The following is a 20325-nucleotide window of genomic DNA, read 5'->3' as shown; positions in this document are numbered from 1 at the left end:
TTGCAATGCGGTCGAGTGTGGGAGGGGGCTTGCTCCCGATAGCAGTCTTAAGGTCACCACTGCGGTCGATGCGAACCCAGTTTCCCAGCCGGCAACTCCCACTGCAATGGCGTCCCGCTGATGCTCAACGGCGCCAGCAACCGGTGCGCCGGGCCCCAGGCCGTCGGTTCCACCACCAAGCCTTGATCATCCGGCCCTTCAGCGCGTAGCGCCGGTTGCGCGGGCACTGGCCCGGCGTCCACCAGCAACTTCGCCGTGCGTGCCAATGACAACCGCGCCGAACCGCCACGCCCGGTTTTCAAGCGCTCACTCAAGGCTTGAATCGCACCGGCCGCCAGCAGATACCCGGTAGCGTGATCCAGCGCCTGTACCGGTAGCGGCACCGGTCTGTCCGCCTGTTGCCAGGCCATGCCGGCTTCGGCAATCCCGCTGCTCATCTGCACCAGGCTGTCGAAACCCCGCCGATTGCGCCACGGCCCGCTCCAGCCGTAAGCGTTGAGACTCGCGTCGATCAGGCCGGGGGCGAGTCGTTGCAGTTCCTCGGCGTTGTAGCCCAGGTGCTCCAGGGCGTCGGCGCGATAGCCGTGGAACAGGATGTCCGCGTCTTTGAGCAGCGTCTCGAAGATCTGCCGGCCTTCGGCGCTTTTCAGGTCCAGACGGGCGCAGCGTTTACCCAGGGTCATCTCCGGCACCACGCCGGGTTCGTTCCAGCTGGGTGAATCGATACGCAGCACATCGGCGCCGAGGCCAGCCAGGAAGCGGCTGGCCACGGGGCCGGCCAAAACCCGGGTGAGGTCCAGCACCTTGATCCCCGCCAGTGGGCGCGCGACGGAGCCGAGCCAGGGTTGTTCAGTCACCGTGTCGAAGGTACGTCGCTGTACCAACGCCTCGGCATTCACCGCCAACCCTTGGGGGTGGGTTTGCCAGGCCTGCCAGCTACGCATCTGCGCGGCGCAACCGCCCGCATCGACGATCGCCTGCTCCAGGTTTGCAGCGTTCCAGGTTGCCACTTTGCCGGCCATGTCGGTTCGGTCGGTGACTTTGCCCAGTATGCTCTCGGCGGCCGCGCGGTGATGGGGCGCGTTGGTGTGTAAACGAATCCAGCCGTCGGCACTGGCATAGTCACCGGCTACCGGGTCCCACAGCGGCGGTACCTGCCAGCCAACCGGGCGAATCGACGACGAGAACCAGAAGGATGCCAGGCGCTGGTCCACCGTGACCGCAGGCAAGCGTCCGGTCTGTTGCTGGACCAGTTGCGCGACGGCCTGGCCGGCGGCGCCGATGCTGGCAACGGCCAGTTCGGTGACGGCGAAGGTCGAGGGCAGGGCACCGGCCGAGGTTCTGGCCAGTGGGGTCGGCGGTAAATCGAGTGCGGCTTGGATGGGTGTCAGCAAGTCAATCATCAAAGGCCCTCCGTAAGAGAAGGGCCACTATAGAAGATCATCACACCGGCGTGACAACCCCAGGTTTCAACGGCAGGTCGATACTGGCGATAAAACCGCCGTCGGGATGGTTGCTCAGGAGCAGGCTGCCGCCATGGCGTTCGGCGGCGCGGCGCGCAATGGCCAGGCCAAGACCGTGGCCCTGGGCGGTCTGGCCGGGGGCGCGGTAAAACGGTTCGCCCAGCTGGCTCAGGTGCTCGGCTTCGACGCCGGGGCCATGGTCACGCACGCTGATCAGAATGCGCTCACCCTGGCGTTGGGCTTGCAACTCGATAGGCTGCCCCGGTGGGTTGAAGCGTTGGGCATTGCGCAACAGGTTATCCACCGCCCGTTCGATCATGGTCGGCCAGCCTTTGAGGTGCAGGTCGGCGTCGGCGTTCAGCGCGACTACCTGCTCCGGTGCACCGAGCTGGGCGTCCTTTTGCAGGGTTTTGAGCAGCGGGACCAGGTCCATTTCTTCGGCACTGGCGTTGTCGGCATCGACGCGGGCAAGCACCAGGATTTCGCTGATCAGTGCTTCCAGGCGATCGCATTCGCGGGTCAGGCGCGGCCACAGGCGCTCGCGCTCTTCGGGGCTGGCGCGTTCGGCCAGGGCCAGGGCGATGCGCAGGCGGGCCAACGGTGAACGCAGTTCGTGGGACACATCGCGCAGCAACTGGCGTTGGCTGCCGATCAGGCTTTGCAGGCGTGCTCCCATGCGGTTGAAGTCGTTGGCCAGTACGCCGAACTCATCGCGGCGGTTGGCCAGTTTCGCCAGGCTGTTCTGCTGGTAGGTGGTCTGGCCAAGATCGTGCACAGCCCCGCGCAGACGGCTGAGCGGGCGGGTGATGGACAACGTCACCAGCAGGCTGAACAGGGTCAGCACCACCAGGGCAATCGCCAAGGCGCTCAGCGGCCACATCAGGCTGCCCCGATGCCAGGCGTCCAGTTCCGGGTGGGGGATGCGGTAGATCAGCAGGTAAGTGTCACCGGTTTTTTCGCTGGTGTACTCGGCGGTCAGGCGCCGCCACGGCAGGTGGCCGTCCTTGCTGTCGTTCTGTTTGGCTTCGAAAGCGGCGGCGCGGCGCGGGAAGGTGCCGCGCACCACTGGATCGCCGCTTTCGTTCAGCACCTGCACGTCGATGTGGTACTGGCGTTTGCGCTGCTGCAGCAAGTCCTGCGCGGCGTCCTCGCCTTGGGCTTCATAGAGCTGGGTCCATTCCTGCGCCAGATTGCGCAGGCCGGGGTGGCGGCTGAGAATCCAGGCATCTTGATTAAGCATGTGCCCAAGCAGGATCGATAACCCGGCAACCAAGGCGATGGCCAGCCAGAAACTTGCCAGGATCCGCCAGAACAATGAGCGCACAGGAAACCCTCAAACAGGAAAAGCCCAGCGGGTGCGCCGCTGGGCTGGGGGAAGTAAAGCTAGAGCATTATTGCGCTTTTTGCGGCTGTTGGGCTTTCCAGGCTTGGAATTCCTTCCATTCGGCACGGCGCTCGGCTTGTTTCTTGACGATCTCGTCGAATTTCTTCTGCTGATCGGGTTTCAGCACGGCGCGGATGTCGGCCTGGGTTTTCAGCTTGCCCGCCTCGATTTCATCCTGCATGGCTTTCTGGTCGGCGGCCGGGAGTTTGTCCAGGTACTTTTTGACCAGGTCTTTGCGAGCGTGCCATTGCTCACCCATCAACTTGCCGATTTGCTGGCGTTGTTCCTTGCTCAGGTCCAGCTCGCGGAATGGGCCGCCTCTGCCGCGTGGACCGTGTTCACCGCCGTGGCCCGGGCCACCCATCATGTGACCTTCAGGGCCGCCCATCGGGCCTGGGCCTTCCGGCATGGCGGCCATGGCAACGGTCGGCAGGGCAGCGGCGAACATCAGAGCGATAAGGGTCTTGCGCATGGTGATTCTCCTGTCTCTATTCCGGTGAGTCCGGATGTGGGTAGATTAAGGAGATCAAGGTCAGGCGCCGTCAGGAGAGGGTAAAGGTTTGGTAAGGGAGAGGCGCAGCTGCAAGTTGTCAGCTGCAAGCGGCAAGTCAGCGCTTTTCACTTGCCGCTTGCAGCTTGCCACTTAGAACTGCCTTAAAGGCTGTAGTAATAACCGCGGCTACGCAATGCCACGATCCGTGGCCGACCGTCCGGGTGCGGGCCGATCTTCTTGCGCAGGTTGCTGACGTGCATGTCCAGGCTGCGGTCGTAGAGCGTCAGCTTGCGCCCCAGTGCGATCTGCGCCAGTTCCTGCTTGTCCAGCGGTTCGCCGGGCTGGCGCAGCAAGGCTTCCAGCAGACGGCTTTCGGAGACGGTGAGAGAGAATTCCTGTTCATCGATGCTGACCACGCCGCGCACCGGGCTGAAGCAAAGGTCACCCAGTTCCATCTGCGTGGATACGGCCGCAGGGTGGCTGCGGCGCAGTACGGCGCGCAAGCGGGCGGTGAGTTCCCGAGGGTCGCAGGGTTTGGCCAGGTAATCGTCGGCGCCCAGTTCCAGGCCGAGGATACGGTCCAGCGGTTCGCCACGGGCCGAAAGCATCAGTACCGGTAGCTCCGGATGGTCGGTGCGCAATTGCTTGAGCAATTCCAGGCCGCTGCCGTCGGGCAGCATCACGTCAAGCACCACAGCCGCCGGGGCGGCGTCGGCCAAGGCTTTGCGGGCGCTCAAGCCATCGTGGCAGGCGCGTACGTGAAAGCCTTCCTGGCTCAGCCAACTGCTCAACAGCTCACAGAGCTCCTGGTCATCATCTATCAGTAACAGCTCGCTCATGACTTACTCAATTTAGCCATTGTCGACGGCGACGGTGCCCACCGCTGGCGAAGATCCCGCACAGCAAGGCGATCAGCGCGACGGCCGCACCCGTGACGAACCACTGTTGTTGTTCGGTCAGCCAGCGCGTCAAGGCGCCACCCTGTGTTTCTTTGAGTTGCTGGGCCAGGCGTTGGTTCTCCTGGCGCAAGCGATTCAGTTGGGCGCTTTCGCGGGCGGCATCCGCGCTTTGCAGTTGTTTGCTCAGTTCTTCCCGTTGTCGTTCGCTTTCTTGCAAACGTTGCTGCAACTCGGTGATCTGGCTGCCGGCACTCAAGGACAGGGGCGTGGAACTGCCGGTGCTCGAGGTTTCTTCAGCGTGGGCCGTAGCCCCGATCGTTAACACTGCCAACAGACACAACTGACGTAAGCGCATCGGAACTCCTGATTCCACACGAATATTCAGAACGTTGTCGGCAGGTTACCGGGAATAATGAGCCATTAGGAGTACGCCGAACCGATTAGGTTCGACGCTCCTTGCATTACGGCAGGACTTGCTTGAACGGCTTGATCAGCACATCGGCGTAGACGCCGGCCGCGACATACGGATCGGCCTTCGCCCACGCCTGGGCATCGGCCAGGGACGCAAACTCGGCGACGATCAGGCTGCCAATGAAGCCGGCCGCGCCCGGGTCGTTGCTGTCGACCGCAGGGTGCGGGCCTGCCAGCACCAGGCGGCCTTCGGCTTGCAGCACATGCAGGCGCTCCAGGTGGGCTGGGCGCACACTCAGGCGTTTTTCCAGGGAGTTGGCGACGTCGGTGGCAATGATTGCGTAGAGCATGTCAGTCCTCGGTTTTCGGCGTGGTAGGGTCGGTGTCATGCAGGTGACGGGACAGGTAGATACCCTGGCCGACCAGGAACAGCACGGTCATGGCCAGGCTGCCGAACACCTTGAAGTCCACCCAATAGTCCTGGAAGGTAAAGGCTACGAACAGGTTGGCGGCGCCGCAGAACAGGAAAAACACGATCCAGGCCACGTTCAGGCGTGTCCAGACCGGCTCCGGCAGGGTCAGTGCATGGCCCATGATCCGCTTGATCAACAGGCGGTCGCCGACGAAGTGGCTGCCGATGAACGCCAGGGCGAACAGCCAGTTCACCGCCGGGGCTTTCCACTTGAGGAAGGTTTCGCTGTGGAAGGCCAGGGTCAGGCTGCCGAAGACCAGGCAGGCGACCAGGGTCAGCCATTGGCTTTTTTCCAGTTTGCGCTGGGAAATGAAGATCGCGCCGTAGACCACGACGGAGCTGATGATCAGCACGGCAGTGGCGCTGTAGATGCCTCCGACGGTCAGCTCGTGGCCCGCTAGATCGATGACCCTGGGGTCGAGTTTGTAAACGATGAAAAACAGCAACAGCGGGATGAAGTCGATGAATTGTTTCACAGTAAGAGCCAGAAGCTGGATGTGGCGGCATAATAACAAACATCCTTGGTAGCGAAAGCGCCAGCTGACTTGAGGTTACACAGTCCCGTGAATGTTGATTTGCACTGCCACAGCACAGCCTCCGACGGCGCCCTGGCGCCCGCGGCACTGGTTGCGCGAGCGTTTGAAAAAGGCGTGCGAGTCTTGTCATTGACCGACCATGACACCCTCGAGGGTCTGGATGAAGCCCGCGCAGCCGCCCATGCCCTGGGCATGCAACTGGTCAACGGCGTGGAATTGTCCTGCACCTGGGGCGGCGCCACTATTCATGTGCTGGGCTACGGTTTCGACCAGGCAGCCCCGCCATTGGTGAAAGCCATCGCCCAATTGCACGACGGCCGCTGGCTGCGGTCCGAAGAAATAAGCCGCAAACTCAGCCTCAAAGGCATGCCCAATGCCCTCGACGGTGCCCGCGCCATCCAGCAGGAGCTGGGTGACAGCGGCAACGCGCCGGCCCGGCCGCATTTTGCCGACTGGATGGTGCGTGAAGGGTTTGTCAAAGACCGTGCCGAGGCCTTCCGCAAATGGCTGGGCGCCGGCAAGCTGGGCGATGTGAAGCTGCATTGGCCGACCCTGGAAGACACCGTCGAGACATTGCGCGCCTCCGGTGCCTGGGTCAGCCTGGCGCACCCCTGGCATTACGATTTCACCCGCAGCAAGCGCCGCAAGCTGATTGGCGACTATATTGGAGCGGGTGGCCACGCAATCGAAGTGGTCAATGGGCATCAGCCCGCCGAACAAGTCGGCAGCCTGGCGATCCTTGCCCGCGAATTTGGTCTGCTGGTCAGCGCCGGCAGTGATTTTCATGGCCCAGGCGGCTGGTCCGAGATCGGCGAGTATCGCCAAGTCCCGGAAGACCTGCCGCTCCTGTGGGGGCGATTCAAGCATGACCCCATTACTGCCACCGTCTGAACAGGTAGAACACGTGAGCCAATTCTTCCAGATTCATCCGGAAAACCCGCAAGCGCGCCTGATAAAACAGGCCGTGGAGATCATTCGCGCCGGCGGTGTGGTGATCTACCCCACGGACTCGTCCTACGCCATCGGTTGCCAGATCGGTGATAAAAGTGCGGTCGAGCGGGTCAGACGCCTGCGGGATCTGGACAAGAACCACAACTTTGCACTGATCTGCAGCGACCTGTCCCAACTGGGGCTATTCGCCAAGGTCGACACCGGCACTTTCCGCCTGCTCAAGGCACACACGCCGGGGCCCTACACCTTTATCCTCAACGCCACCCGCGAAGTGCCGCGCCTGTTGCTGCACCCGAAAAAACGCACCATCGGCCTGCGGGTGCCGGAGCATCCGATTGCCCTGGCGCTGTTGGCTGAGCTGGGCGAGCCATTGATGAGTGTGTCGCTGATCCTGCCGGGTGAAGAAGAGCCCTTGTATGACCCCTACGAGATGCGCCGTTTGCTGGAAAAACATGTCGACCTGATCATCGACGGCGGCTACGGCGGCAACAAGGCCTCCACCGTGATCAACCTGGCCGACGGCGAGCCCGAAGTGGTCCGCGTGGGCTGTGGCGACCCGGCGCCGTTCATGGTCGAGGCCTGAATGTCGGTCGTGGAAACCGTTGACCCCCAGGCGGGCGCCCAGCAGGAACTGCCGTTCGCCATGGTGTATGGCCAGGCGGTCATGGAAATGCCGCTGGACCTGTACATCCCGCCGGACGCCCTGGAAGTCTTTCTTGAAGCCTTCGAAGGCCCGCTCGACTTGCTGCTGTACCTGATCCGCAAGCAGAACATCAACATCCTCGATATTCCGGTGGCGGAAATCACCCGCCAATACATGGGCTATGTCGAGCTGATGCAGTCGGTGCGCCTGGAACTGGCCGCCGAATACCTGGTGATGGCGGCCATGCTCGCCGAGATCAAGTCGCGCATGCTGTTGCCGCGCTCGGAGACGGTGGAGGCCGAAGAGGACGACCCGCGTGCCGAGCTGATCCGCCGTCTGCAAGAGTACGAACGCTTCAAGGCCGCCGCCGAAGGCATTGATGGCTTGAGCCGGGTCGGTCGTGATGTGGTGGTCCCCAAGCTGGATGCCCCGCAGGCCCGGGCGCGCAAGCTGTTGCCGGACGTGAGTCTGGAAGAGCTATTGATGTCCATGGCCGAGGTCCTGCGCCGTGGCGACATGTTTGAAAGCCATCAGGTCAGTCGCGAGGCGCTGTCGACGCGCGAACGCATGAGCGATGTGCTTGAACGTCTGAAAGGCGGTGGTTTTGTGCCCTTTGTCGAACTGTTCACCGCTGAAGAAGGGCGCCTGGGCGTCGTGGTGACCTTTATGGCGATCCTCGAACTGGTCAAGGAATCGTTGGTCGAGCTGGTCCAGAATGAGCCTTTTGCGGCTATCCACGTGCGGGCGCGAGCCGAATAAAGAGCTGAATCGATGAATCTGACTGAACCCCGCGAACTGGCGCCGCTGCTGGAAGCCTTTCTCCTGGCCTCGGGCAAGCCGCAATCCCTGGAGCGCCTGTTCGAACTGTTTGAAGAAGCCGAGCGCCCCGAGCCGCCGGTGTTCAAGAAGGCGCTGGAGATTCTGCGCAAGTCCTGCGAGGGCCGTGCCTTTGAGCTGCTGGAAGTGGCGTCGGGTTATCGCCTGCAGATCCGTGAGAAATTTTCCCCATGGGTCGGCCGCTTGTGGGAGGAACGCCCGCAGCGGTATTCGCGGGCCATGTTGGAGACCATGGCGCTGATCGCCTATCGCCAGCCGATCACGCGGGGCGAGATCGAGGATGTGCGGGGCGTGGCGGTCAACAGCCATATCGTCAAGACGTTGCTTGAGCGCGAGTGGATTCGCATCGTCGGTTACCGGGACGTACCCGGTAAGCCGGCGATGTTCGCGACCACCAAGATGTTTCTCGACCACTTCAACCTGAAAAATCTCGACGACTTGCCGCCCTTGGCCGAACTGCGCGAGATGGAGGCCGAGCCGGTGCTCGACTTCGACGACGCCCCGGTTCCCGCCGGCCTGCAGGAGTTGGCGGACGCCACGGCCGAGCCGGAAGAGCCGAAGGACGAAACCAGTTTCCATACGTTGTTGCTGGAACTGGACGACATGGAACAGGGCATCAAGACGGACTTCGACGATTTGCTGCGCGAGGATGCTGTGCAGGCGCAACCCCAGGAACAGGTTGAGCCAGAGCTAGAACCAGAGCCAGAGTCAGAGTCAGAGGAAGACATCCTCGGCGTTGCCCAGGCCCGGGAAAAACTCCTGGCCGCCGTCGCTGCCCTCGAACAACCGCCGCTGAGCGACGAAGAGGACGAAGCCCGAGCCCTGGCCGAAGCCATCGAGGCCGAGCGACGCCAGTTCGAAGACTGACTCAAAAACCTTATGTGGGAGGGGGCTTGCTCCCGATAGCGGTGGCTCAGTCAAGGAGATTGAGACTGACACATCGCAATCGGGAGCAAGCCCCCTCCCACAATCCTCACCGGTCGGCGGAAAAGTGAATGACTTGGCGCTAATCGACTACTCTGTGGTGCGCAACACGCGCCATGCGCGTATGATTCGCGACCCTTTGCCGACCTATTCGGCCAAAGCCCCGCTTTCAACACTCTTCAGGCCACGCCTGAATCGACCCACCGGGAGGTGCTTAAGATGAACGACAAAGACCAGAACGACAGCCAGGAAATCGGCCCAGCAGGCGAAAAACTGCAAAAGGTGCTGGCGCGTATCGGCGTGGGCTCGCGCCGCGACGTCGAAGCCTGGATCACCCAGAAGCGCATCAAGGTCAACGGCGTCGAGGCCACTCTCGGCCAGCGCGTGGACCTGCACGATGCAATCACCATTGATGGCAAGGTCATCAAGCGTGAAGAGGCCGCCGAGTCGGTGCGCCGCGTGATCATGTACAACAAGCCCGATGGCGAGATCTGCACCCGTGACGACCCGGAAGGCCGTCCGACCGTGTTCGACAAGATGCCCAAGCCGAAGGAAGGCCGTTGGATCAACATCGGTCGCCTGGACATCAACACCACCGGTTTGCTGATGTTCACCACCGACGGTGAGCTGGCCAACCGCCTGATGCACCCGTCCTACGAGATGGATCGTGAATACGCGGTGCGTGTACGCGGTGAAGTCGATGACGAGATGATTGAACGTCTCAAGGCGGGCGTGGTGCTGGAAGACGGTCCGGCCAAGTTCACCGACATCAAGCAGGCGCCAGGTGGCGAAGGTTTCAACCACTGGTACCACTGCGTGGTGATGGAGGGTCGTAACCGTGAAGTGCGTCGCCTGTGGGAATCCCAGGGCCTGGTGGTCAGTCGCCTGAAGCGCGTGCGCTTCGGCCCGGTGTTCTTGAACTCCGACCTGCCGATGGGGCGCTGGCGTGAAATGAGCCAGTACGAAGTCGACATCCTCAGTGCCGAAGTCGGCCTGACGCCAGTGGCGATGCCACAGATGAACGCCAAGAGCAAAGACAAGCTCGAGCGCATGCAGCGTAAATCGTCGCGCCCTGTGGCCCGTACCGAACGCGTGGCCCGGACCCTGCGCCCGGCACTCAATGCGCCGGCAACCGGTGGTCGTATTTCCCGTGAGCCGCACATCGAAGGCGAGCGTCGCCCAACCGCGCCATCGCGTCAGGAAGGTGAACGTGCACCACGCGCGCCGCGTCCGGCTCCGGCCGGTGGTCGCAGCAACCGTGGTGAAGCGGATCGCCCCGCTGACAGCGCCAACACCAAGCGTCCGTCCAAGCCGGCGGCAAACAAGCGCCCCGGCCCTAAACTGGTTGCTGACGAGCCGTCGGGCAAGCGCCGTGGCGCACCGGCCGGTTCGGGTCAGCGCCCGGGTTTTGGTCGCAAGAAGCCGCAGTAAGGTAAGTGCTGCACAAAAACGCCAACCCTAGGGGTTGGCGTTTTTTTTGCCTTGGAATCAGGTCAAAAAGTGTGGGAGGGGGCTTGCTCCCGATAGCGGTGCGCCAGGCACCATCTTCATAAGCAGACCCACTGCCATCGGGAGCAAGCCCCCTCCCACAGTTGATCCCCATGGAGGTTGAAGTCGGTGTTCAGAAGGCAAAGGCGCCGTCAACTCCAAGTGATGGCTACCTTTTTGCCTTGGAATCAGGTCAAAAAGTGTGGGAGGGGGCTTGCTCCCGATAGCGGTGTGCCAGGCACCACCCCCATAAACTGACCCACTGCCATCGGGAGCAAGCCCCCTTCCACAGTTGATCTCTGTGGAGGTTGAAGTCAGTGTTCAGAAGGCAAAGGCGCCGTCCAATCCAAGTGATGGCTGTTTTTTTGCCTTGGAATCAGGTCAAAAAGTGTGGGAGGGGGCTTGCTCCCGATAGCGGTGTGCCAGCCACCACCTCCATAAACTGACCCACTGCCATCGGGAGCAAGCCCCCTCCCACAATTGATCTCTGTGGAGGTTGAAGTCGGTTTCAGAAGGCAAAGGCGCCGTCAAACACCGGCTTGTCATCCAGCGCCAGCACCCCGCTGGCGAAGATCAGATCCAGGTGATGGCTGCCTTTCTGCCCGCCGCCCAAGCCCAGGTGCAAGCCGCAATGGCGCTCTTCGAAGCCGGCGTTGCGCGCATACAGATCCTTGACCCCTTCATTGGTGCCAATTCCCAGCTCCTCCACACGGCGGTTGGACGGGTTGGCGTTCAGGTATTTGTTGAAGTCATCCGCCAGCCCGGGCACGTCACTGGCCACGCTGCAAACGGTCGAGTTTTCGATCCACAGCTCCAACGGCGATTGCAGAACGCCATATTTGCGCGCAAAGGGGATGGTGCTGAGGAAGGTGCCGACAAAGCGCACCTGGCCATTGATGGCCTCGCTGTGGGTGGCGATTTCGCCGGGGGCCAGGTCGTGGTTGCCCACGCCGTTGATATTGGTCCACTTCTTGATGCTGCTCAGCGGCGCCTCCAGGCGTGAGCCGTGTTTGTCGGTAAAGCTCAACACGCGGGCATCGGACATGCGCCGGATCAGCGTGGCGTTGAGGTCGGCGATGCGCTGGGGCTCGACGCTGAAAGTGTCGTAGAAGTAGTCGCCATAATCCTTGAACAACAGGGATTTCTTCCAGTGCTCGGCCATCACGCCTTGCAGGGCGCGGATAAAGTCCGGGCCTTCGGCGCGTGGGTTAGGCAGAGTCGAAGAGTCGTAGAGAAACAGGTAGAGGTCACAGGCCTCGATGGCTTGGGCCAGGGCTTCGCTGGGCGCCAGGTCCAGGCGCTGTACCTGGAAGTTGAAGCGCGCGGCGCTGCCTTGGATGATTGCCTGGGCGATGGCGTCGTAGCGGTCGGTATGGCCGAGCAGCACGGTCGGGCGGTTCAGGCCGTTCAGGGCCGGATGATGAGCGAGGTAGTAGAGAAAGTGTTCGACGGCGCGGGCCTTGTCCATGACGTACGTCCTTTGATGCCTTGGGTAAGGGGGGCAGGTGCCGTGCACAGCACCTGCCGGATGCCTGCCGTTTCTTAGAAAGGCCACATCGCGGTGCCGAACGGCACCACGGCATCGGCTTGCATCATTTCAACGGCGGCCTCATGGGTCGGCGCTTCAAACCAATCGTCGAGTTGCAGTTCGGTTTCCAGGTCGTTTTCCAGTGCTTGCATGGTGTATCTCCTAGAGGACGTTGTTTGAGAACGGGCATGCCAGCGGGCTTCGCTGGGCAAGTTCAAGAACCTAGGCGAGAGCGTTTCAGAATGCAAAAAATTTATTGACACGGTCTCATTTGAATTTTTTGTTCTGTTTTTTCGGCGTTGATTTTTTTTCTGAAAAAACAGCAGGCTGGCTGAACCGATTGATCAGGTTTTTCCTACCGACAATTTTCCGTTAGATGACAGATTGAGCTGCCTGTAACGCTGGTTTTACGGGTTGTAACGACATATTTACAGGTTATGCCGGGTATTGGGGGGCATGGGCTGGCCGTAAGGAATCTCTGACAGATTGTCGCGGTCGCTTGCAGAGGTCGGCCTCAAGCTGTCGAGCGGTGTACAATGCGCCGCGTTTTACTGTGACTCCCTTGCGTACCCACGCCAAAGGCCAAGACCTCAGGGTTATCACCCCTGATCACTCCGCCCGGCCACGAGCCGGACGGGTTCGATTTCGTCACAGATAAAAACAAACAGGTGACGCATGACCGTTAGAAAGACGCTGTACTCCTGGTGCCTGCGCTGGGGTTTGAGCGGCGCTGCTTGAGTCGAGATTCAAGACAGCAACGTGCATTCAACATCATCAAACCTTGCGTGAGACCCTTTTCATGAGTGGACCCCATTCCTCTTCAGGCGAGCTGAAACGCGGCCTGAAAAATCGACATATCCAGTTGATCGCCCTCGGGGGCGCCATCGGCACCGGCCTGTTCCTGGGCTCGGCCGGGGTGCTCAAGTCCGCCGGCCCGTCGATGATCCTGGGTTATGCCATCTGTGGCTTCATTGCCTTCATGATCATGCGCCAGCTCGGCGAAATGATCGTCGAAGAGCCGGTTGCCGGCTCCTTCAGCCACTTCGCCCACAAGTACTGGGGCGGTTTCGCCGGCTTCCTGTCGGGCTGGAACTGCTGGATTCTGTACATTCTGGTGGGCATGTCGGAGCTGACCGCTGTCGGCAAGTACGTGCACTACTGGTGGCCGGAGATCCCGACCTGGGTCTCGGCGGCGGTGTTTTTCGTGCTGATCAACCTGATCAACCTAGCGAACGTCAAAGTCTTTGGTGAAGCGGAGTTCTGGTTCGCCATCATCAAGGTCGTGGCCATTGTCGGCATGATCGCCCTGGGCAGCTACCTGCTGGTCAGCGGCAACGGCGGCCCGCAAGCATCGGTCAGCAACCTGTGGGATCACGGTGGCTTTTTCCCCAGCGGCGTGAGCGGCCTGGTGATGGCTATGGCGATCATCATGTTCTCGTTCGGCGGCCTGGAAATGCTCGGCTTTACCGCCGCCGAAGCCGACAAACCACGCACGGTGATCCCCAAGGCGATCAACCAGGTGATCTATCGCATCCTGATTTTCTACATCGGTGCCTTGGTGGTGCTGTTGTCGCTGACGCCCTGGGACAGCCTGCTGGCAACCCTCAATGCCTCCGGCGATGCCTACAGCGGCAGCCCATTCGTGCAAGTCTTCTCGATGCTGGGCAGCAATACCGCCGCGCACATCCTCAACTTCGTGGTGTTGACCGCAGCGCTGTCGGTGTACAACAGCGGCACCTACTGCAACAGCCGCATGCTGCTGGGCATGGCCGAGCAGGGCGATGCGCCACGGGCTTTGGCGAAGATCGACAAGCGCGGCGTGCCGGTACGTTCGATCCTCGCTTCAGCGGCGATCACCCTGGTGGCGGTACTGATGAACTACCTGATCCCGCAACATGCGCTGGAACTGCTGATGTCCCTGGTAGTGGCCACCTTGGTGATCAACTGGGCGATGATCAGCTACTCCCACTTCAAGTTCCGCCAGCACATGAACCGCAGCGGCCAGGTGCCATTGTTCAAGGCGCTGTGGTACCCGTACGGCAACTACCTCTGCCTGGCGTTCGTGGCGTTTATCCTGGTGATCATGTTGATGACTCCCGGCATCCAGGTGTCGGTGTATGCGATCCCGGTATGGGTGGCGTTCATGGCGGCGTGCTACGCCATCAAGCACAAACGCAGTGCGCAGCAGGCGCTGGACGCGACAGTATCGGTGTCCGTGGCGAAGTAAGCGCAAGGTGTGATCAAGCAAACCCGGCCATGTGCCGGGTTTGTTGTTTAAGGGGGTGACTGACAATCAGCGCGTTAGCCCAGGCTGACCGTGGGGCTTGTCAGGCGACGGCCCATGACAACCATGCCGATTTCAGCCAGATCGGTTTTGAAAGGGATTTCACCGATTTCCTGGAAACCGAAACCTTCATAGAAGCGGCGCGCATTCGAGTTGCTCTTGAGTACGTCGAGCCAGAGCAAGCGTGCGCCGCGCTCTATCGCCCGGTTGCAAATGAAGCTCAGCAGCTGTTTCCCGTACCCTCGTCCTGCTTCGGATTGGAGGAAGTAGATTTTTTGCAGTTCTGCGCCCACCTCGCCAGTCAACGGCGCAGGTGTTGACCAGTTGACTTTGGAAAAGCCTACGACCTTACCGCTGTCGTCTGAAGCAATAAGCCACAAATGACTCGCGCCGGATTCGAGTGATTGGCCGAGTGCGCTCGGTGAGAAGTCTTGATTGAGAAAATCCTGCATGCCGGCAGGCGACCAGATGCTTGAAAAATGCTCTCGGTAGGTCGCACAGCCGACTTCCCGTAGCGCGTTGAGGTCGGCTTTAGTTGCTTCACGAATGTTGATCATACGTCTCCCTGATTGATTCGCACGGAGCGTCACATTGATGCTCCTTGCGTCCCAGTTTTCCTTGGATGCCAACGGCCCGCCTGTATTTGGCGCTGTCGACATCAAAACAGAGTTTAAGCGCCAGGCCAATTCTTCGGGCGGCTTTCCGGTTTTGCCTGAAAAACCACGTTGTGGAGTGAAATACTGAGACAATCGAAGAACGCCTGAACCCCAATGATCAAACAGGGTTTATGGCGATCGAGAGTTTTCGCAATCATGAGAATGCAATGCTGAAGGTTTCCAACACCGTCCACCTGCCCGACGCCGAGATCGAGCTGACCGCCATTCGCGCCCAGGGCGCCGGCGGGCAGAACGTCAACAAGGTGTCGAGCGCGGTGCACCTGCGCTTTGATATTCCGGCCTCGTCCCTGCCGGAGTTTTACAAGGAGCGCTTGCTGGCGCTGCGTGACAGCCGCATCACCAGCGAAGGTGTGCTGGTGCTCAAGGCCCAGCAATACCGGACTCAGGAACAGAACCGCGCGGATGCGCTGGAGCGTCTGGTGGAGCTGATTCTCAGCGCCACCAAGGTCGAGAAGAAGCGCCGTCCGACCAAGCCTACGCTGGGCTCCAAGAAGCGCAGGCTGGAATCCAAGACCAAGCGCGGCAGTATCAAGGCCGGGCGCGGCAAGGTCGACTTCTAGGCGTCCCGTGTCTCGCGGGCCTTGGGCGCCTGGCGGTACAGGTACACACTCAGCAGCAAGCCACCTGCGGCTGCGAGGGCGGCGAACAGGAAGATCGACGCAAAGCCGAAGCCTGATGCCACCGCCCCGGCGAGCGGGCCGGTGATGCCCAGCGACAAGTCGATAAACAGCGAATACGCCCCCACCGCCGCGCCGCGGCTGGACGCGGGCACCAAGTTGACGGCCTCCACACCCAACGCCGGAAACACCAGGGAAAAGCCGAAGCCGCTCAACGCCGCCCCCGCCAGGGCCAGGTGGGCATTCGGTGCGAGCCACAGTAACAGCAGGCCGAGGACTTCCACCGACAGGCAGGCAATCGCCACGCGAAAACCGCCGATACGGTTGATCAGGTTACCGAACAGCAGGCGAGCTCCGATAAAGCTGGCGCCGAACAGGCTCAAGGCCCACACCGCGTTATCCCAGTGCTGCGTGGTGTAATACAGGGTGATGAAGGTGGCGATGGTGCCAAAGCCGATCGAGCCCAACGCTAATGCGCAGCCGTGAGGTAGTACGCGGCCCAGCACATTCATGAACGGCAGGCGCACACCGGCCACGATCGGTGCGGCTTCCTTGTTCCAGGCCAGCAGCACGCCCAGCACCGCCAGCAACACGATGCTGACACCCATGCTCCACAGCCCGAACTGGCTGACCAGCAACACCCCCAGCGGCGCGCCGACGGCCAGCGCGCCGTAACTGGCGATGCCGTTCCATGAAATGACCTTGGCCGTATTCGCGGCGCCGACCCGGCCGATGCCCCAGCCGATCGCACCCGACCCGACCAGGCTTTCCGCGCTGCCCAGCACCAGTCGGCCGATCAGCAGGCTGCCCAGGCTCACGGCCGGCAGGCTGGAGAACCAGGCGGCCAGCAACATGAACACGCCGCTCAGCCCGCAGCCGACCAGGCCGATCAGCACGGCGCGCTTGCTGCCCAGGTTGTCGATGATCTTGCCGGCGTACGGGCGGCTCAACAGGGTGGCCAGGTATTGCACGCTGATCACCAAACCAGCGATGACCGCGCCATAGCCCAACTGACTATGCACATAGCCCGGCAACACGGCCAGGGGGATGCCGATATTCAGGTAACCGATAAAGGTGAACAGCACGATGGAAACGACTTGCAGCGTGACCGCCATGGGGCGCTGGGTATCTGGCATGAGAGGGATCCACTGTCGCAGCAGGTAAAGATAGGCTGCTAATGATACCTGTCGCTGGGGGCGGGCAGGGCGGCTAATCTCAAAAAGGCTGGATCAAGCCCCCATCAGGATTTAGCGGGCGCCAGTAACTGCGTGGTGACCAGGGCCGCCAAGGCGTTTTCCTGGGTGCCGAAACGCTTGAGCAGCACGGCTTGTTTTTCGGGGCTGAGGCGGTTCCAGACTTCGACCATCTGCAAGGCAGCGTCGAGTACGGCGGCGTCGGGGGAAGCAGGGAGGGTATCGGTCATAGCGGGTATCTCGGGTGATGCAGGCCGTGTGGAAAGCGCTTCAACGTTGCGCTTTCCATACGGTCTGGTACGGCTTCAGCCTTGGCGTTTGCTGTCGGCTGGTTTTGCTTGTTGGGTCTCAGGCTGTTTGTTGCCGGCCTGCTGCGGTGTTGGCTGCTCAGTCGGGTGCAGGCTTGGGAAGGGGAGATTAGGGATCTCGTGCATGTGGGTCGCTCCTCGCAAGGTCTGTTTTCAATCGCAGGTAATTGCGCTCTCTCAAAAAGCCTTGGCAGGATACAGCACTGAAAATGACAAAAAGATTTTAATGTCGTCGGATGCATGAACTTTCATCGTCCAGACGGTCGCGTGGTCAGAACGGCACCTTGCCCAGAATCATGTCGCGGTACATGACGAAGTCGCCCAACAGGCTGTAAAACGGGTGTTGAAAGGTTGCCGGGCGGTTCTTTTCGAAGAAGAAGTGGCCGATCCACGCAAAGCTGTAGCCGGCGACGGGCAAGGCCAGCAGCAGGCCCAGCGAACCGCGGCCGATGGCATAGGCCAGAATACCGATCACCAGGGTGGTGCCGATAAAGTGCAGGCGACGGCAGGTGCTGTTGCCGTGCTCGCGCAGGTAGTAAGGGTAGAACTCGGCAAAGCTGTTGAATTGCTTGACGTTTTCCATGCTGGTCGGGCCTTTGACGGTGATGCCGCTCGGCAGATGTTCGGTGGGTAGCTTATTTGAGTCTAGAGTGATCAGTGGTAACAGCCAGTGACAATAGATGCCACTTTAGTATCCTTGGCTTGCTGGTTGCCGGATAAGCCTGCTTTCTAGAAGACGACGCCATGAGTGAACGAACCACTTCTGCAAGCTGGGCGATGGGTATAGTCAAGGCGTTGGAAATGGACGGCCTGGATTGCCGTGCGTTATTCAAGCAGTTGGGCCTGGATTACAGCGCTCTCAGTGACCCTGATGCACGCTTTACGCAAGACTCCATGACCCGCCTCTGGCAGCGGGCCGTGGAGTTGTCGGGCAACCCGGCCATCGGCCTGAATATGGGCAAGGTAGTGCGCCCGGCGTCGTTTCATGTGGCCGGTTATGCGCTGATGTCCAGCAACACGCTGGCTGAAGGCTTCATGCGCCTGGTGCGTTACCAGCGCATCATCGCCGAAAGCGCCGACCTGAGCTTTCGGCTGTTGTCCGAAGGTTATGCACTGATTCTGACCGTGCACGGTGATCATCTGCCGCCCACCCGGCAGAGCGCCGAAGCTTCGCTGGCCTGTGCGTTGGCGCTGTGCGGCTGGCTGAGCGGCCGCACCCTGCAACCGCGCAAAGTCATGTTGCAAGGCGACCAGCCAGTGGACCTGGCGCCTTACAAGCAAGCATTTCATGCGCCCTTGGAGTTCAATGCACCCTACGACGCGCTGATTTTCGAGCGTGCCGATATGGATGCACCGTTGCCCACGGCCAACGAGGCGATGGCGCTGCTGCACGATCGGTTTGCCGGTGAGTACCTGGCGCGCTTTTCCGAGAGCCGCGTGACCCATAATGCCCGCCAGGTGCTGTGCCGGCTGTTGCCCCAGGGCGAGCCCAAGCGTGAAGCGGTGGCCCAGACCCTGCACCTCTCGCAACGCACCTTGCAGCGCCGCCTGCAGGAGGAGGGCACCAGTTTCCAGACGTTGCTCGACGACACTCGTCGTGAACTGGCCGAGCAATACCTGGCGCAGCCCAGCATGACCCTGTTGGAAATTGCCTACCTGCTGGGGTTTGCCGACCCGAGCAATTTCTTTCGCGCATTCCGGCGCTGGTTTGACGCCACGCCCGGCGAATATCGTATGCGTCTGCTACAGAGGTCGCAGGTCAGTGACGCCAGAACGCCGGGATACACAGTACAAACACCGTAATAATCTCCAGCCGCCCCAGCAGCATGCCGAACGACAGGATCCACTTGGCCGCATCGGGCAGGCTGGCGAAGTTGCCGGCCGGGCCGATGGTTTCACCCAGGCCCGGGCCGACGCCCGATACCGTGCTCGCCGCGCCGGTCAATGCGGTCATCCAGTCCAGGCCCAGCAGCGACAGGGCCAGGGCGATGGCACAGATGGTGATGGCGAAGAAAAACGAGAACGTCAGAATCGAACGCACGATTTCTTCGTCGAGGCGATGGCCGTTGTACTTCTGCTTGATCACCGCTCGCGGGTGAATCAGTTGGTTCAAGTTGGCCTTGAGCAGGATGTAGGCGACCTGGAAGCGGAAGATCTTGATCCCGCCGGCCGTGGAGCCCGAGCAGCCGCCGATAAAACCCAGGTAGAAGAACAACATCAGTGAGAAGTTGCCCCAGATGCTGTAGTCCCCCAACGCAAAGCCGGTGGTGGTGACCACCGAGGTGACGTTCACCGCCACATGGCGCAGTGCATCCAGCCAATGCAAATCGGTGGTCCACCAATACCAGGTACCCAGCACCAGCCATGTCACGACCAGCAACGCCAGCAAGCCCTGCACCTGCTGGTCCTTGATCAGCGCTCGCCGGTTGCCACGCAAGGTGGCCACGTACAGGGTGAACGGCAAGCTGCCGAGGATCATTACCGCCACGGCAACCCAGTGCACCGCCGGTTGTTTCCAGTGCGCCAGGGATTCGTCGGAGGTGGAGAAGCCACCGGTCGAAATCGCCGACATCGCATGGTTGATCGCGTCGAACAAGCCCATTCCCGCCCACCAGAACGCCAGGCTGCCGAGGATGGTGATCCCGACGTAAGTGGCCACGATGAGCCGCGCCACCATGTGCGAGCGCGGCATGACCTTCTCCGAGCGGTCAGAGGATTCGGTCTGGAACAGGCGCATGCCACCAATGCGCAGCAGCGGCAGAATCGCCACCGCCATGCCGATAAAGCCGATGCCGCCCAGCCAGTGCAGCAGCGAGCGCCACATCAATATGCCTGGGGACATGCTGTCCAGGCCGCTCAGCACGGTGGAACCGGTGGCGGTGATGCCGGACATGCTTTCAAAAAACGAGTCGGTGTAGCTGATGTGCTGGGTCAGCAGAAACGGCAACGCGGCGAAGATGCACACCACCAGCCAGCTGCTGACCGTCAGCAGGTACATGTCCCGAGGGCGCAGGTGGACGTGTTCGGGGCGGCCAGGGATGACCAGGGCCAGGCCCGCGAGAAATGTGATCAGGCTGGCCCACAGGAACGAGGGCAGGTCGCTGGTGCGTTCAAAGATCACCAGGGTCGCCATCGGGACGACCATGGCGATCGCAAGGGTGATCAGGAAGATGCCGATGATGAAACCGATGATGCGTAGGGTCGGCAACGCCATGAA

Annotated in this window: 22 protein-coding genes; 8 read left to right on the top strand and 14 right to left on the bottom strand. The window is 61.2% G+C overall.

What is annotated here, in order from left to right:
- Nucleotides 1-53 precede the first annotated feature (53 nt).
- From C9383_RS20500 to C9383_RS20470, 7 genes are all read right to left on the bottom strand, one after another.
- Nucleotides 54-1403 (bottom strand): CoA transferase, encoded by a 1350-nt coding sequence (locus C9383_RS20500; RefSeq protein ID WP_090368904.1) that lies wholly within the window; start codon nucleotides 1401-1403, stop codon nucleotides 54-56.
- Between the two features lie 40 nt (nucleotides 1404-1443).
- Nucleotides 1444-2787: a sensor histidine kinase gene (locus C9383_RS20495; protein WP_090368906.1), complete on the bottom strand. Its 1344-nt coding sequence runs from the start codon at nucleotides 2785-2787 to the stop codon at nucleotides 1444-1446.
- Between the two features lie 67 nt (nucleotides 2788-2854).
- Nucleotides 2855-3319, bottom strand: coding sequence for an LTXXQ domain protein (locus C9383_RS20490; protein WP_090368908.1), 465 nt, complete (start codon nucleotides 3317-3319; stop codon nucleotides 2855-2857).
- A 182-nt stretch (nucleotides 3320-3501) separates the two neighbouring features.
- On the bottom strand, nucleotides 3502-4179 hold the full coding sequence (locus tag C9383_RS20485; RefSeq protein ID WP_090368910.1) for a response regulator transcription factor: 678 nt from the start codon (nucleotides 4177-4179) through the stop codon (nucleotides 3502-3504).
- A gap of 7 nt (nucleotides 4180-4186) precedes the next feature.
- Entirely contained in the window at nucleotides 4187-4594 is a 408-nt protein-coding gene (locus C9383_RS20480; RefSeq protein WP_060754158.1) for an SH3 domain-containing protein, read from the bottom strand.
- A gap of 106 nt (nucleotides 4595-4700) precedes the next feature.
- A complete protein-coding gene (locus C9383_RS20475; RefSeq protein ID WP_090368912.1) occupies nucleotides 4701-5000 on the bottom strand; it encodes a YciI family protein in 300 nt (99 codons plus the stop codon).
- Nucleotide 5001: 1 nt separating this feature from the next.
- Complete coding sequence (locus tag C9383_RS20470) at nucleotides 5002-5598, bottom strand: septation protein A (RefSeq protein ID WP_060754156.1); 597 nt, start codon at nucleotides 5596-5598, stop codon at nucleotides 5002-5004.
- Nucleotides 5599-5685: 87 nt separating this feature from the next.
- On the opposite strand from C9383_RS20470, the gene C9383_RS20465 reads away from it, so the two are divergent.
- The 5 genes from C9383_RS20465 (at nucleotide 5686) to rluB (ending at nucleotide 10444) form a co-directional block, all read left to right on the top strand.
- Nucleotides 5686-6549: a PHP domain-containing protein gene (locus tag C9383_RS20465; protein WP_060754155.1), complete on the top strand. Its 864-nt coding sequence runs from the start codon at nucleotides 5686-5688 to the stop codon at nucleotides 6547-6549.
- Between the two features lie 13 nt (nucleotides 6550-6562).
- Entirely contained in the window at nucleotides 6563-7192 is a 630-nt protein-coding gene (locus C9383_RS20460; RefSeq protein ID WP_060754154.1) for an L-threonylcarbamoyladenylate synthase, read from the top strand.
- Nucleotides 7193-8011: a segregation and condensation protein A gene (locus C9383_RS20455; protein WP_060754153.1), complete on the top strand. Its 819-nt coding sequence runs from the start codon at nucleotides 7193-7195 to the stop codon at nucleotides 8009-8011.
- 12 nt (nucleotides 8012-8023) lie between these two features.
- A complete protein-coding gene (scpB, locus tag C9383_RS20450; protein WP_090368914.1) occupies nucleotides 8024-8956 on the top strand; it encodes an SMC-Scp complex subunit ScpB in 933 nt (310 codons plus the stop codon).
- Nucleotides 8957-9232: 276 nt separating this feature from the next.
- Nucleotides 9233-10444 carry a 23S rRNA pseudouridine(2605) synthase RluB gene (rluB, locus tag C9383_RS20445; RefSeq protein ID WP_060754151.1) on the top strand — a complete coding sequence of 404 codons (1212 nt, stop codon included), beginning with the start codon at nucleotides 9233-9235 and terminating at the stop codon, nucleotides 10442-10444.
- Between the two features lie 565 nt (nucleotides 10445-11009).
- On the opposite strand, the gene C9383_RS20440 is transcribed toward rluB, so the two are convergent.
- Together C9383_RS20440 and C9383_RS28215 are read right to left on the bottom strand one after the other, a co-directional pair.
- Nucleotides 11010-11969 carry a CgnE/CgnB domain-containing protein gene (locus C9383_RS20440; protein WP_060754150.1) on the bottom strand — a complete coding sequence of 320 codons (960 nt, stop codon included), beginning with the start codon at nucleotides 11967-11969 and terminating at the stop codon, nucleotides 11010-11012.
- A 74-nt stretch (nucleotides 11970-12043) separates the two neighbouring features.
- Entirely contained in the window at nucleotides 12044-12181 is a 138-nt protein-coding gene (locus C9383_RS28215; RefSeq protein ID WP_003175756.1) for a hypothetical protein, read from the bottom strand.
- A 647-nt stretch (nucleotides 12182-12828) separates the two neighbouring features.
- Between C9383_RS28215 and C9383_RS20435 the strand changes: the two genes are divergently transcribed.
- Entirely contained in the window at nucleotides 12829-14256 is a 1428-nt protein-coding gene (locus tag C9383_RS20435; protein ID WP_090368916.1) for an amino acid permease, read from the top strand.
- Nucleotides 14257-14330: 74 nt separating this feature from the next.
- Here C9383_RS20435 and C9383_RS20430 read toward each other — a convergent pair whose 3' ends face one another.
- Nucleotides 14331-14870 carry a GNAT family N-acetyltransferase gene (locus tag C9383_RS20430; RefSeq protein WP_090368918.1) on the bottom strand — a complete coding sequence of 180 codons (540 nt, stop codon included), beginning with the start codon at nucleotides 14868-14870 and terminating at the stop codon, nucleotides 14331-14333.
- 266 nt (nucleotides 14871-15136) lie between these two features.
- On the opposite strand from C9383_RS20430, the gene arfB reads away from it, so the two are divergent.
- Nucleotides 15137-15550 carry an alternative ribosome rescue aminoacyl-tRNA hydrolase ArfB gene (gene arfB / locus C9383_RS20425; RefSeq protein WP_060754147.1) on the top strand — a complete coding sequence of 138 codons (414 nt, stop codon included), beginning with the start codon at nucleotides 15137-15139 and terminating at the stop codon, nucleotides 15548-15550.
- Here arfB and C9383_RS20420 read toward each other — a convergent pair.
- From C9383_RS20420 to C9383_RS20410, 3 genes are all read right to left on the bottom strand, one after another.
- A complete protein-coding gene (locus tag C9383_RS20420; protein WP_060754146.1) occupies nucleotides 15547-16743 on the bottom strand; it encodes an MFS transporter in 1197 nt (398 codons plus the stop codon). The genes arfB and C9383_RS20420 overlap by 4 nt on opposite strands.
- A 104-nt stretch (nucleotides 16744-16847) precedes the next feature.
- Complete coding sequence (locus tag C9383_RS20415; RefSeq protein ID WP_090368921.1) at nucleotides 16848-17030, bottom strand: hypothetical protein; 183 nt, start codon at nucleotides 17028-17030, stop codon at nucleotides 16848-16850.
- Between the two features lie 349 nt (nucleotides 17031-17379).
- Entirely contained in the window at nucleotides 17380-17691 is a 312-nt protein-coding gene (locus C9383_RS20410) for an Mpo1-like protein (protein ID WP_060754144.1), read from the bottom strand.
- A 161-nt stretch (nucleotides 17692-17852) separates the two neighbouring features.
- On the opposite strand from C9383_RS20410, the gene C9383_RS20405 reads away from it, so the two are divergent.
- Nucleotides 17853-18911, top strand: a complete 1059-nt coding sequence (locus tag C9383_RS20405) for an AraC family transcriptional regulator (RefSeq protein WP_090368923.1) — start codon at nucleotides 17853-17855, stop codon at nucleotides 18909-18911.
- On the opposite strand, the gene C9383_RS20400 is transcribed toward C9383_RS20405, so the two are convergent.
- Nucleotides 18868-20322: a TrkH family potassium uptake protein gene (locus C9383_RS20400; protein WP_060754142.1), complete on the bottom strand. Its 1455-nt coding sequence runs from the start codon at nucleotides 20320-20322 to the stop codon at nucleotides 18868-18870. The two genes, C9383_RS20405 and C9383_RS20400, sit on opposite strands and share 44 nt — an antisense overlap.
- Nucleotides 20323-20325: the final 3 nt, after the last annotated feature.

It is taken from the genome of Pseudomonas palleroniana, assembly GCF_003031675.1.
In the GTDB taxonomy this organism is placed as follows: domain Bacteria; phylum Pseudomonadota; class Gammaproteobacteria; order Pseudomonadales; family Pseudomonadaceae; genus Aquipseudomonas; species Aquipseudomonas palleroniana.
This window is presented reverse-complemented; position numbering and strand designations above follow the sequence as displayed.